General features: G+C 60.6%; 17 protein-coding genes. 6 read left to right on the top strand and 11 right to left on the bottom strand.

Features of this window, described 5'->3' with window-relative positions; all coding sequences use genetic code 11:
* Window positions 1-18: 18 nt before the first annotated feature.
* Window positions 19-285, top strand: coding sequence for a hypothetical protein (locus tag J2J98_RS12660; protein WP_064705313.1), 267 nt, complete (start codon window positions 19-21; stop codon window positions 283-285).
* A 17-nt stretch (window positions 286-302) separates the two neighbouring features.
* Here the strand turns inward: J2J98_RS12660 and arsK are convergent, their stop codons facing one another.
* From arsK to J2J98_RS12630, 6 genes are read right to left on the bottom strand one after another with little or no spacing between them, the layout of a single operon-like run.
* Window positions 303-1538, bottom strand: coding sequence for an arsenite efflux MFS transporter ArsK (arsK, locus tag J2J98_RS12655; protein WP_207601220.1), 1236 nt, complete (start codon window positions 1536-1538; stop codon window positions 303-305).
* Entirely contained in the window at window positions 1535-2260 is a 726-nt protein-coding gene (arsH, locus tag J2J98_RS12650) for an arsenical resistance protein ArsH (protein WP_207601219.1), read from the bottom strand. Before arsH ends, arsK begins: the two co-directional genes overlap by 4 nt.
* Window positions 2235-2657 carry an arsenate reductase (glutaredoxin) gene (gene arsC / locus J2J98_RS12645; protein WP_138393419.1) on the bottom strand — a complete coding sequence of 141 codons (423 nt, stop codon included), beginning with the start codon at window positions 2655-2657 and terminating at the stop codon, window positions 2235-2237. The genes arsH and arsC overlap by 26 nt, the downstream gene beginning before the upstream one ends.
* Window positions 2654-3355 carry an MIP/aquaporin family protein gene (locus tag J2J98_RS12640; protein ID WP_207601218.1) on the bottom strand — a complete coding sequence of 234 codons (702 nt, stop codon included), beginning with the start codon at window positions 3353-3355 and terminating at the stop codon, window positions 2654-2656. The genes arsC and J2J98_RS12640 overlap by 4 nt, the downstream gene beginning before the upstream one ends.
* Window positions 3355-3885, bottom strand: a complete 531-nt coding sequence (locus J2J98_RS12635; RefSeq protein WP_064705308.1) for an arsenate reductase ArsC — start codon at window positions 3883-3885, stop codon at window positions 3355-3357. Before J2J98_RS12635 ends, J2J98_RS12640 begins: the two co-directional genes overlap by 1 nt.
* Window positions 3882-4238, bottom strand: coding sequence for an ArsR/SmtB family transcription factor (locus J2J98_RS12630; protein ID WP_207601217.1), 357 nt, complete (start codon window positions 4236-4238; stop codon window positions 3882-3884). The genes J2J98_RS12635 and J2J98_RS12630 overlap by 4 nt, the downstream gene beginning before the upstream one ends.
* Window positions 4239-4280: 42 nt before the next feature.
* On the opposite strand from J2J98_RS12630, the gene J2J98_RS12625 reads away from it, so the two are divergent.
* Entirely contained in the window at window positions 4281-4805 is a 525-nt protein-coding gene (locus J2J98_RS12625) for a DUF6428 family protein (RefSeq protein WP_207601216.1), read from the top strand.
* A 112-nt stretch (window positions 4806-4917) separates the two neighbouring features.
* On the opposite strand, the gene J2J98_RS12620 is transcribed toward J2J98_RS12625, so the two are convergent.
* The gene (locus J2J98_RS12620; protein ID WP_207601215.1) at window positions 4918-5901 is read right to left on the bottom strand and encodes a squalene cyclase; all 984 of its coding nucleotides are present in this window, start codon (window positions 5899-5901) and stop codon (window positions 4918-4920) included.
* 238 nt (window positions 5902-6139) lie between these two features.
* Here J2J98_RS12620 and J2J98_RS12615 point away from each other — a divergent pair, with 238 nt between their 5' ends.
* Both J2J98_RS12615 and J2J98_RS12610 read left to right on the top strand, forming a co-directional pair.
* A complete protein-coding gene (locus tag J2J98_RS12615; protein WP_207601214.1) occupies window positions 6140-6970 on the top strand; it encodes a response regulator in 831 nt (276 codons plus the stop codon).
* 180 nt (window positions 6971-7150) lie between these two features.
* Complete coding sequence (locus tag J2J98_RS12610; RefSeq protein ID WP_207601213.1) at window positions 7151-8482, top strand: diguanylate cyclase; 1332 nt, start codon at window positions 7151-7153, stop codon at window positions 8480-8482.
* A gap of 76 nt (window positions 8483-8558) precedes the next feature.
* On the opposite strand, the gene J2J98_RS12605 is transcribed toward J2J98_RS12610, so the two are convergent.
* Both J2J98_RS12605 and J2J98_RS12600 read right to left on the bottom strand, forming a co-directional pair.
* Window positions 8559-9578 carry a GlxA family transcriptional regulator gene (locus J2J98_RS12605; RefSeq protein ID WP_064705303.1) on the bottom strand — a complete coding sequence of 340 codons (1020 nt, stop codon included), beginning with the start codon at window positions 9576-9578 and terminating at the stop codon, window positions 8559-8561.
* Between the two features lie 282 nt (window positions 9579-9860).
* On the bottom strand, window positions 9861-10061 hold the full coding sequence (locus J2J98_RS12600) for a hypothetical protein (protein WP_064705301.1): 201 nt from the start codon (window positions 10059-10061) through the stop codon (window positions 9861-9863).
* Between the two features lie 411 nt (window positions 10062-10472).
* Here J2J98_RS12600 and J2J98_RS30780 point away from each other — a divergent pair, with 411 nt between their 5' ends.
* A complete protein-coding gene (locus J2J98_RS30780; protein WP_311044292.1) occupies window positions 10473-10697 on the top strand; it encodes an NTP transferase domain-containing protein in 225 nt (74 codons plus the stop codon).
* A gap of 4 nt (window positions 10698-10701) precedes the next feature.
* Window positions 10702-10986, top strand: coding sequence for an NTP transferase domain-containing protein (locus tag J2J98_RS30775; protein ID WP_311044197.1), 285 nt, complete (start codon window positions 10702-10704; stop codon window positions 10984-10986).
* 205 nt (window positions 10987-11191) lie between these two features.
* On the opposite strand, the gene J2J98_RS12590 is transcribed toward J2J98_RS30775, so the two are convergent.
* Window positions 11192-11839 (bottom strand): MarC family protein, encoded by a 648-nt coding sequence (locus tag J2J98_RS12590; RefSeq protein WP_064712721.1) that lies wholly within the window; start codon window positions 11837-11839, stop codon window positions 11192-11194.
* A 99-nt stretch (window positions 11840-11938) separates the two neighbouring features.
* Window positions 11939-12349: a hypothetical protein gene (locus J2J98_RS30325; RefSeq protein ID WP_082928126.1), complete on the bottom strand. Its 411-nt coding sequence runs from the start codon at window positions 12347-12349 to the stop codon at window positions 11939-11941.
* Between the last annotated feature and the right edge of the window lie 19 nt (window positions 12350-12368).

The raw sequence follows: 12368 nt of genomic DNA, 5'->3' as shown, positions 1-12368 counted from the left end.
GCACCCGCGCCGCCGCACATGATGGCAAGATTTGCTGCCGTTCTGCTTGTCCCGCTGCTTGCCGCGCCCGCGGTCGATGCGGCATCCGTCACCAACACCGACGCTGCCGCCGTGGTCCTCGTCATCACCGAGGGCGGACAGCGCGTCGAAGTCGTGGTTGATGCCGGCGCTTCCGAAAATCTCTGCTCTTCCGGCTGTTTCATGACGACTCCGGACGGCGACCGCATCGGGCTCGATGGCGGGGAGACCATCGATATCGTCAAAGGCTCGGCGGTGGTCAAATAGGATAGGGGCTTGTCAGGCTACGGCTCTCCGCGTGCCAGAGCCACTTCCGCCGGCGCCGATGTCCGCATCAGTCGCCGGATGGCGAGGAATGCCGCTACGGCCACGGTGCCAAGCATCGCAGTGATCGTCAACGACCAGGATATGCCGACATTTCCTATCAGGAAGGCGAGCGCGAACGGCGCCGTCGAGGAAACCACGAGGCGAGCCGATATCACCTTTCCCTGCCGCTGCCCATAGCCGTCGCTTCCGAAGAGCGCCAACGGCAGCACTCCCTGCACGATGCTGCTGAGGCCGGAGCCGAGACCGAATATTACGGCGAAGACCAATGCACCGGCAACCGATGGCGCCGTGACGAGGAGAATGACAAGGGCCGTCGGCAGCAGCATTGCGGAAATGATGGCTAGCGTCAGCTGCGGCAGGCCGCCGCCGAGGACCATGTTAATGAAGCGGCTCAGCACCTGCGACGGGCCAAAAAGCGTGCCGACCATGACGGCCATGGCGCCGAGCCCAAGCGCCGACATGACAGGCACCATGTGAACAAGAAGGGCAGCATTGACGAAACTTTCCAGTGCAAAGCCGGTCACCATCAGAACGAAGGCCGGCGTGCGTGCCGCGGCGGGAAGGCCCGGTTCGACACGCCTCGTTGCGCCGGCCTTCTCGCGCGTGCCGGTATCGCCGGCGCTGTGCGCCAACCAGGCATGAATGGGAAGACAGACCAGGAGATTGAGCGCGGCAAAGATGAAGTAGACGTTCTGCCATGAGAGATGGGCGTGCAGCGTCGTGGTAATCGGCCAGAAGATGGTCGAGGCGAAACCGCCGATCAGCGTGAGATAGGTGATGCTGCGCTGGGCCAATTGCGGCTGGATCTGAACGAGCAGGGCGAAGGCTGCGGCGTATTGCACCAGGTTCGAAGCTGTTTCGATGGCGATCAAGGCTATCACGAAAGCGATTTTGCCGGGAGCGAGGGCGCAGGCGGCAAGCGCGGCTGCTGCGATGGCCGAACCTGAGGTCATGACTCTGCCCGCGCCGAAGCGATCGATCCATTTGCCCATGGTCGGCGCAACCAGGCCGCCGATCAGCAATGCCGCAGAAAGTGCCCCGAAGATCCATTCCTGTGACCAGTCGAGGCCGCGCGCCATGTCCGGTGCGAGGATGCTGAAGCTGTAATAGAGGGTGCCGTAGCCGATGATCTGTGTGAGGCCGAGGGCGAGGATGGCGGCAACGGGCGGATGTTCGAAAGCGGCGGGCGTCATATGGACTTGAGGCCCACGCGCCGCTCGAGCTTGTCGGCCTCTTCCCTGCGCTCGCTGTAGCGGTCGGTGAGATAAGCCGAGGCGTCACGTGTCAGCCATGTGAATTTCACCAGTTCCTCGCAGACGTCCACGACGCGGTCGTAAAAGGATGAGGGTTTCATGCGCCCATCGCTGTCGAACTCCTGAAAAGCCTTCGCCACCGATGACTGGTTGGGGATGGTGATCATCCGCATCCATCGGCCGAGGACTCGCATCTGGTTCACTGCATTAAACGACTGCGACCCGCCGGATACCTGCATGACGGCAAGCGTCTTGCCTTGTGTCGGCCGGACCGAACCCACCGACAGCGGTATCCAGTCAATTTGCGCCTTCATGATTCCACTCATCGCCCCATGTCTCTCAGGGCTGACCCAGATCTGGCCCTCTGACCAGGCTGAGAGCTCGCGCAGTTCCTGCACCTTCGGATGGGTGACCGGAGCTCCGTCGGGAAGGGGAAGGCCCTCGGGATCGAAGATCCGCACCTCACAGCCCAAGTGCTCGAGCAGCCGTGATGCCTCATACGCCAGGAGGCGGCTGTAGGACACGGCCCTGAGTGAGCCGTAGAGGATGAGGATGCGCGGCTTGTGGGTGGAGAAGGGCGGCCGCAGAGCCGCCAAATCCGGCTGGCGAAGATGCGCCGGCGAGGCGGCCGGGAGGTCAGACAACGCGCTTGCCTTCGGCATCGAGCACCTTTTCGCCGTCTTCCTTTGTGAATGGTCCCTTGTGCGTCTCCGGCAGGATTTCCAGGACCACCTCGGACGGTCGCGAAAGGCGTGTGCCGAGCGGCGTGACGACGAAGGGCCGGTTGATCAGGATTGGCTGCGCCAGCATGGCGTCGAGAAGCTGATCGTCGGTCAGATCAGGATTGTCGAGGCCGAGTTCGGCATAGGGCGTATCTTTCTCGCGGATGGCCTGGCGCACCGTGAGGCCGGCATCGACTATCATTTTCGCCAATTCCTCGCGCGATGGCGGGTTCTTAACATATTCGATGATATCAGGCTCGATGCCGGCATTGCGGATCATCGCCAGAGTGTTGCGCGACGTGCCGCAGCCGGGATTGTGATAGATGGTGACGTTCATAGCTTCGCCTCTGATGGCAGGGTTGATGAGGATGTTTCGGCTGGCTGCAGCAGCCAGGTGAACAGCAAGAGAGCAGCAACCGCGCCGATGATTTCGGCGATCCAGAAACCCGGGAGATCGACCGGGCGGATGCCGGAGAAGGTGTCGGTCAGGGAGCGGGCGAGAGCAACCGCCGGATTGGCGAAGGAGGTCGAGGCGGTGAACCAGTAGGCGGCGGTAATGTAAAGCCCGACCAGCCATGGAACTGCCTTCTGCTCGAAGCGGATACCGGCGAGAATGACCGAGACGAGGCCGAAGGTCGCGATACCCTCGGAAAACCATTGCGGGCCGCCGGTGCGGACCTTGCTCGACATCTCCAGAAGCGGGAGTGCAAACATCAGGTGAGCGGCGATCGTCCCTGCCACGCCTCCGGCGATCTGCGCCAGCACATAGCCGCCGAGCTCGCGTTTCGGCAGGGAACGCGACATGGCGAAGATCAGTGAGACGGCCGGATTGAAATGGGCGCCGGAGATCGGTCCAAGGACGGTGATCAGCACAACCAGGATCGCTCCGGTCGCAAGCGTATTTCCGAGGAGGGCGAGGCCGACATCCTCGGTCAATGATGTCGCCATGATGCCCGATCCGACGACCGTTGCGACCAGCATGGCGGTGCCGAAGGCCTCTGCGACCAGCCGGCGCGGCAGATCGAACGACGCCATCAGCCAGCCCCTGCCGGTTTTGCGGTTGTGCCTTCCATCGCGCCGATCTGGTGCAAATGCTGCTCCAGCGCCAGCTTGTCGATCGACGACAAGGGCAGGCTGAGGAAGGCCATGATCCGGTTCTTGAGGAAGCGGGCGGCCTGGGCGAAGGCGCGGCCCTTCTCGACGTCGCTGCCCTCGACGGCGGCCGGATCCTCGACGCCCCAGTGAGCGGTCATCGGATGGCCGATCCAGACGGGACAGGCTTCGCCGTGGGCGGTGTCGCAGACGGTGAAGATGAAGTCCATCTGTGGTGCGCCGGGCTTGGCGAACTCGTCCCAACTCTTAGATCGGAAGCCGGTCGCGGGGTAACCCAATGCCTGCAGCTCCTTCAGGGCCAGAGGATTGACCTCGCCTTTCGGCTGGCTGCCGGCTGAATGGGCCTTGAACCGGCCCTTGCCTTCCGCCTCCAGGATGGATTCGGCCATAATCGAGCGGGAAGAATTGGCGGTGCAAAGAAAGAGCACGTTATAAGCGCGGTCAGTGGTCATTGCAGTCCCTCCTTGGTTGCAGGTGCACAGCATGCAACAACTACGGCGGCGGGCGCGCAGATTTCCGCGTTTCCGCCGCAACAATCCTCCATCAGGAAACGGATCAGGCTGCCGAGCGCATCGTAGTTGGCGGTGTAGATGATCGAGCGCGATTCACGCTGCTGGGTAATCAGCCCGGATCGCTCCAGCTCCTTCAGGTGGAAGGAGACGTTGGACGGCGAAACCTCCGCCTTTTCGGCGATGGAGCCCGCCGCCATTCCGTCAGGGCCCGAGACGACGAGCATGCGGATGATGTGAAGGCGCGTTTCCTGCGACAGGGCGCCGAATGCGGCGAGGGCTTGACGTTGATCCATATTTCAATAATCCTTGAATCGTTGAAACGAGGATTAGCGCAGATGAGTGCAATCGACAACAATAAAAGTCAGGCGGACGAAATCAGCCTCGGTCTGCTGCTTAATGCGCTCTCCCACGACAAGGAGGCGCCGCTGGTTTTCCATTACGAAGGCCGGGCGGTGAAGCCTGGCTATCATGTCACCGAGGTGAAGGCGGGCCAATTCGCGGCGCTGGATTGCGGCGCCAATCCAGAAGCATGGATGGAAATTTTCATTCAGCTTTGGGATATCGATGAAGACCAGCGCACGCATATGTCGGCCGGCAAAGTTCACACGATCATCCGAAAGGTCACTGAACATGTGGAGTTGGACGGCAACGCCAAGCTCACTTTCGAAGTCAGCGACGGCATCCGGCCGATACAGCTCTATCGTGCGGGGATGCCAATCTTGCGTTCCGGCGCCATCCATGTTTCGCTTTCGCCGCGGCCGGCAAGCTGCAAGCCGCGCGATCGCTGGCTCGCCCAGGAGGACAGGAAGGCCGTCGGCTGCTGCAGCCCGTCGGCGGCGGGGAGCCGTTGCTGCGCCTAGGATCGCATATGCCTGGGCTTGGGTTTCTATTCAATGATCTGCACGGTGTCGTCAATTAGCCCGATATCGGCGAGACGCCATGGGCCATTTTCTGCCGTCGCCGGATTTGCGGTCAGGCTCTGATTGATGCCTGAGTATCCCACCATCTGAGCACCCGCATCGCCCGCAGCGTTATCCAGCGCGAAGGCTGACCTTGCTCCTCGTCTACATGGAACCAGACGCGTCCCGGCAGGCGCCAGTCGATCGGCCATCGGCCGTCCTGTAAACGCCTTGAACGGAGATGGTCTATCGCCTCGCCGAGGCGAGGATCGGGGTCGGCGCCGGTCAGTATGGCGCTTGACCTGAAGTAGTCGAGCGCACGCAGGATGTCGTAGCGCCAGCGATTGGGGTGGAGGAAGTGCAGGAAGCGTTCGTCTGCCGGTTCGCCGGTGCCGAGGCGTCGAAATAGGTTGCGTTCAAGCAGGAAGTTCTCACCCGTGCTGCGCGCCTCGCGGGACAGTGGCGTGCCGCCCGTCGATCTTTCGAATTCCAGTAAGCCTTCCAGCACGTTGATAGTGCTGGCGAAGGAGGAGCGAAGAGAACCGCGGGCTCGTTCGCAGTTCCAGCCGCCGTCGTCGAGGCGCTCGCCGGTAAGCCTCTCGACGATGGAGGAGACGTCGATGCCAAAATAGGCGCCGTCTGCCACGGTCCGGCCGTTGATGCATTCCTCGACCTCCCCCTCCCAATAGGGTTGGCCACCTTCTTCCCAACGGGCGTTGGCGCCGATCAACGCGACGGTGCGCCCGGCGCGTTCCGATGACGGGTCGAGACCGAACTCTCGCAGTTGCGACAGCGAAAATGTCGTGGCCGTCCAAGGCTGGCCGTGCTCGCGCCATTCATGGGGATCGAATTCGGCGGGCAGAAAGGCGCCACCCGCCCATTGCCCGTCTTCGTCCTGAAAGGAGAGGAGCTTCGCGCCCCAGCCTTCGGTTTCAACTTTGGCCCGCTCGGCCATCCATTCCCGCGCCGGAGCGTCGATGAGGTCGCGCATCACCTGCCAGCGGATCGCCGGATCGGAATCAAGAAGCCATTCGATCACCCAATCCAATCCGATCATGGCGGACCTCTGCTGCTGGGGCGGCGGATGGCTCCTTATAACCTCTTGGAGGAGTCTGCCGCCGGTTGTCGGCGAAAGCTTCGTCTACGTCCCTTTTCTTAAGCATATCCGCAAGAAATCGAAAGCGGTTCCCGTCTGGCAGCTTCTTCTTTTCCTGTCCCGGCTCTGATTAATCATTAGTCAAAGCAATTGACGTATCGGTTTGAGCGGTGATGGATTTTTTATTGAAGGCTTAGCGATGGCATTTTTAGGTATTTCGGGGATGCAATATTCCGGAGAGATGTTTGCCGGCGCGCGCATTATTGTCGCGGAAGATTCAAACGTATTCACCTCGATGATCAGCAAACGCCTCAAGGAGTTGTTCGACATAGAGGTCGAGATCTGCCGCAACTTCGAGGACCTGCAGTTCTCTTACGACAAATCGTCCGATCCGATCACGCTGGCGATCTCGAATATCAATCTGCCCGGCGCCGAAAACGGCGAAGCGCTCGAATATCTGGTCGACCTCTCGATCCCGACGATCGTCTTCACCGGCACCTTCCATGAAGGCATGCGGGACAAGCTGATCGCCAAGGACATCGTCGACTATATCCTCAAGGACAATATCTTCGCCGTCGACCTTCTGGCGGAGTCGATCTGCCGGTTCCTGACCAATCATCGCCATCACGTGCTGATCGTCGACGACAGCGCGACGGCGCGCGCGCTGCTGTCGAGTCGGCTGAAGCGCTATAATTTCCGAGTCAGCACCGCCGAAAATGGCGCCAAGGCGCTGGAGATCCTGAAGGCCAATCGCGACATCGGCCTGATGATCACCGATTACAATATGCCCGATATAGATGGCTTCGAACTGACGCGGCGGATCCGGGCCCATATCGGCTCGCACGAATTGCGCATTATCGGTGTTTCCTCCTCATCGAACAGGCTGCTTTCGGCCCGGTTCCTGAAGGCGGGCGGCAATGACTTCATGCTACGCCCGTTCATCGACGAGGAGTTCTACTGCCGCGTCAACCAGAACCTCGACACGCTGCTGCAGATCCAGTCAATGCGCAAGGAGCGGGCGGTTGCCTGACGGCTCTTCCAGGATTGCGATGAAGCCTGGGGCGATCGTCGCTGCCGGAGGCCGGATTTTTGCAATTACAGGTAATCAGAATATTTGTCCCCTTCACGCGGACGGGCCTCTCGGCTATCGTCCGCCGCGCCGGGAGGAGGGCCGAGTCGAGCCCGTCAGGCGCATGGGGGAGTAGCGGCTGTGGCTTTTCAGGCGGATTTTCAGCGGGATGGGCTTGGGCTGCGCTCCAGCGGCCTCAAAATACTTCTGGTTGAAGATTCCCGAATGTTTTCCGCCGTGCTCTGCCACCGGTTCCAGACGGAGCTTGGTCTTGCCGTCAAATCCTGCTCGTCGCTGAAGGCGCTTCGCAGGGAGCTCGCCGAGGACAGCCACGGCTACACCATGGCGGTCGTCGATCTCAACCTTCCGGATTCGCCCTATGGCGAAGCGCTCGACTGCACGATCGAACACGATATTCCGGCAATCGTGTTCACCGCCACGTTCGATCTCAATACGCGCAACAAGATCTTGGAGCGCAATGTTATCGATTACGTGTTGAAGGACAATGAGTTCGCGCTCGACAACCTCGTCGCCACGGTACGCCGCGCGATCTCCAACCGGAAAACGCGGGTCCTCGTCGTCGACGATGTCGTCTCGGCACGCCAGGTTCTTGTCGACCTCTTGAAGGCGCAGCAATATCTCGTCGTCGAGGCAAGCTCAGGGCTCGAGGCGCTGGCTGCGCTCGAAGCCTATAGCGATATCGAACTCGTCGTCACTGATCATCACATGCCCGATATGAGCGGTTACGAGCTCACGCGGCGCATCCGACACCGCTTCGGATCGGACCGGCTGCGCGTCATCGGCGTTTCCTCATCCAACGATCGCATGCTGTCCGCGAGTTTCCTCAAGGCCGGCGCCAGCGACTTCGTCTACCGGCCCTTCGTGGCCGAGGAGCTGCAATGCCGCATCGCCAACAATGCGGAAACACTGGCGCAGATGCGCCAGTTGAGGGCTGCTGCCGCCTGCGACTATCTCACCGGCCTCTATAACCGCCGCTATTTCTACGATAACGGTCCAAAGCTGGTGAACGAGTGCCTGCGGCTGAAAGTGCCGAGTTCGGTTGCCATTCTCGATATCGACCATTTCAAGCGGCTGAACGACACATACGGGCATGAGATCGGCGACAAGGTGCTGAAGGCAGTCGCAAACAGGCTGTTCACGATCTTCGATGGCAGCGACAACCTGCTCTCGCGCCTCGGCGGCGAGGAGTTCGCCATCCTCTTTCCGCAGATGGATTCGGCCGCCGCCACCAAGCTCTGCGACGAGATCCGCTCGGATATTTCGCGGCTGAAGGTAACGGCCGACGACGAGGAACTCGGCGTCACAATCTCGATTGGCATCGCCGAGATCGGCAGCTACGAAACTTTCGAAAACTACCTGAATGCCGCTGACCAATTCCTCTATATGGCCAAGCATCGCGGCCGTAACCAGGTCTACTCCGACGCCAAGATGACGGAGGAGGCGGCGCAGTAGAGCTGCTTGCCGTGTTGCTTCGCCTTACGTCAAGGCTCCCTCGTTCGCACTGATGGCCGCCTCTCACCGTAGCGGCCTACGCCGCGACCGCCTGTCTTGACGTCGCCATCGTCAACTTGCGCTCGGCGCGTTCCTGCTGCGGCGAGCGGTGGTAGAGTTCGCGATAACACTTGGAAAAATGCGAGGCCGAGACGAAGCCGCAGGCGACGGCGACCTCGACGACGGGCATCGAGGACTGCACCAGCAGGTGGCGCGCGCGGTCAAGGCGAATTTCCAGATAGTAGCGCGCCGGCGAACGGCCCATCTCCTGGCGGAACAGCCGTTCGATCTGGCGGCGGGAGAGACCGGCGCCATCGGCGATCTCGATCAGCGACAGCGGCTCGGCGAGATTGCCTTCCATCAGCTCGATGATCGACAGCACCTTGGCGTTCTGAACGCCGAGGCGGGCGCGCAGCGGCAGGCGCTGGCGGTCGTGCGGGTTGCGCACGCGGTCGGTCAGGTGCTGTTCACAGATGCGGTTGACGAGGCTTTCACCGAAATCCTCGCCGATCAGGTTCAGCATCATGTCGAGCGAGGCGGTGCCGCCGGCACAGGTATAGAGATTGCCGTCGACCTCGTAGAGATCGGCATAGACCTCCGCCTGCGGAAAGGCTTCGGAAAAGCCGGGCAGGTTCTCCCAGTGGATGGCGCAACGCTTGCCGTTCAGAAGGCCGGCCTGTGCCAGCACATGCGCGCCCGTACAGAGGCTGCCGACGGCGACGCCGCGATTGTAGCATTCACGCAGCCAGGCATTGACGGATTTGTTGTTGAATTCCTCGATATCGATGCCGGAACAGACGAGCACCATGCCGGGACGGTTTTCGCCGCCAAGATGGCGGCGCTCCTCGGCAAGCGAGGAGTTCGCCTCGATGCCGATGCCGCAGGAGGAATAGACCTTCTCTCCGTCGACCGAGGCGAGCCGCCAGGTATAGGCCTGATAGCCGAGCATGCGGTTGGCGATGCGCAAGGTGTCCACCGCTGCCGAAAAGGGCAGCATGGTGAATTGCGGTACCATAAAGAAGACCAGTGAGCGCTTCTTGATCTGCATCCTGTTCATAGCGAAATCCATGCTCGAGGGGTGATGACATATTCGTTGCGCGGAATGCGTCGCGCCGATGTCCTAAAAGCGACAGTGGCATGGAAAAATGCGGCCGGGAAGAGCAAATATGCGACATTGACCGGAATTTGACCGGTCAAATCGCCGGCCTGGGAGGAGGACAGGCTTTTAGACGACTGAAATTCGGGATCGAAGACGGTTGGGAACGGCACAGCGGGGATGAAAAAGGCGGCGTTGCGCGAGGCAGACGCCGCCCTCATCTCGGGAGGAATGTCGCATTCATTACATGGTCCGGTGTTTGCTGTCGTCGGTGCTCGGCCAGCCGATGTCCTTGCGGACGTCAAAGGGCATGGCTTCAATTTCACGGGCGGTCCGCCAGCGCGTCCAGGCAAGCATCAACTTATGGGCGTAGTGGCCCAGATCGAAGCGGCCTTCGCCGGAGGTGAGGGTCTTGCCACCACCCCGATAGGTGAGCGTGGTCATTATCCAGTTCCTTTCCTGGGTCAGAGGCATGGTCGCCGATGGGAGGCTCGTCCATGTCCACGCTGTTAATATGGGCGTCGGGCACTCATCATTCAAACGAATAGAGCTTATGGATAGCATCAACGATATTGAATGATCTCAGCGCCGCCCGACCCTGGTCTCATGGCTGCACCTCTTGGGAAGCGACGGCAGCCCGGCAAGTCTTACGAACCAGCGCGCGAGCCCTGTAGCGCCAGTTCAAGGCCTCGGAGGACCAGGGGGCAGCGGGGCGAGTTCACGGATTTATGAACCAGACAGATGGGTTTAGCGACGAACGACATCTAATCTTCTTAAACGGATGCACTACGTCCTAGCCCGGCGCTGAGCGTTCGGGCCTTGCCCTCACTCCCGATAAACCCAAACGGAGCGGACATGCCGAACCATATCCATGTGGAACTAATGGGTACCGGGATCATTCCAGCTCTCCCTGTTGCCGTCGTCATCCTAGCGGCAGGGAGATCAAGTCGAATGGGCAAAGGAGAGAATCACAAGCTCCTTGCCACTTTCGACGGCGTCCCTCTGGTTCGAAAGTCCGTCCTTATCGTATTATCCTGCCAATGTTCCCGCGTTTACGTCGTCACCCGGCCACAGGCATGACGAAGTGCTGAAGGCGATCTGTGATCTGCCAGTCGAGGTGGTGCGCAACGAGGACTACGCATCGGGCATGGCGGCATCCTTACGGGTCGGAGTGGCACGTGCGCAAAAGGATCGGCCGGACGGCATCATGATAGCGCTCGCCGACATGCCTGCGATAACGGATCTGCATCTCAATCTGCTGATCGACGCTTTTCGCAAGAATGGCGGCAGTCATGTGGTGCGCGCCGTCGCGAATGGTTGCAGGATCTCATTCAGGATCTCAAGGGTGACGTTGGCGCGCGCCTTTTGATTGATGGTCATGATGTGCCCCGCGTCGAGGTGGAAATCGGAGAGGCGGCTCTGATCGACGTTGATACTCTCGAGGAGTTGCATGCCGCGGGAGGGGTTCTCCCGTTCGAGGGGTGACGGCATGACGGTTCATTTAAATCTTATCGACCGCTCATGACCGAGCTTCACAAAGGAAATTGTGCGGTCCGGGTCTGGGCCGTCTGCATCTAATGGGCTGCGGGCGGGGCGATGATTCCGAGGTTGCTGAGCCCGACGACGATCAGTTGGACTGCGACTGCGGTCAGCAGAATGCCGAAGACGACCTCCGAGACGATCATGCTGGCAGGCTTCATGTGCTTGGCAAGCTTATCGGTATTGGTGAATACCAGATAATCGAACGCACCGACGATCAGGATCAGGGCAATGACGAGCATGGCGCTGGCGACCGAGACGACTTCGCCAGAGGCGATGATGATGATGGTGATGCCGACAGGATTGAGCAGGTACGGGACCGCAAGCGGAAATACGGCCAGCTTGTCCGGGTCGAGCGGAGCTGCAACTTCGTCGTGCGGTCTTTCCGTTGGTCCCGATGCCATCTTGATCGCGATCAGCGCGAGGATGATGCCGCCGGCGACCGCGACCGCTCCGCCCGTAATGTGGAGGAGCCGCATCAGCAGTGCGCCGGTCGCGAACAGAATCAGGGCCGTGACCACGGCGATCAGAACCATACGGCGGCCAATGCGAGCTTTGGTCTCGGTGTCGAAGGCATGGGTCTTTTCCAGGAACGGCACGAGGGCGATCTTTGGTCCCAAACCGATCAGAAGGAGCAGAAGAAGTTTTCCGACAAGTGCGGCATCGATGACTGTGAAATCCATGAACCTACCCTCTGAAAATTTAACGCGAAATAGGGGCGGCTCCCCCTATAGGGGAAGGCCACAAGGCAGGGAGCAAAAAAGGGGCCTTTTGTGCTTCGTTCAGCGGGGGCATACGTCCCAGAACCCCGTGGTTTTGGCGGGTGTGGTGTAGTACCAGCATTGTCCGGATTGAGGTGGCGTACCTGCCAATGAAACGGCCGCAGCGCCCGTAACGAAACCGATGGCGGCGCCTGCGGCGATGGCAGTGCCGGGACGCCAGTAGCGACGAGGAGTGATGACCACGACGCCACGCCGCACGGGCGGTCGAACGACAGGACGATAGGCCGGACGGGTGCGTCCGACTGCAGCGCATCCGCGCGGTCCGCAGGCGGCCGCACCACAGCCTCTCGGACCGCATGCAGCCACGCCTCGACGAGCCTCGACAGTCGTCGGAATGAGAAGGGGCGCGCAAACCATCATCAACACCGCAAGTGTTGAAAGCATGTGTGTCAGGATGACCAGGATCTTCATCTCGTTTCCTCCTATTCTC

This window comes from Rhizobium bangladeshense (assembly GCF_017357245.1).
GTDB classification, from domain to species: Bacteria; Pseudomonadota; Alphaproteobacteria; order Rhizobiales; family Rhizobiaceae; genus Rhizobium; species Rhizobium bangladeshense.
Note: the sequence above shows the minus strand (reverse complement) of the source record. Positions and strands in the feature narration are given on the sequence as shown.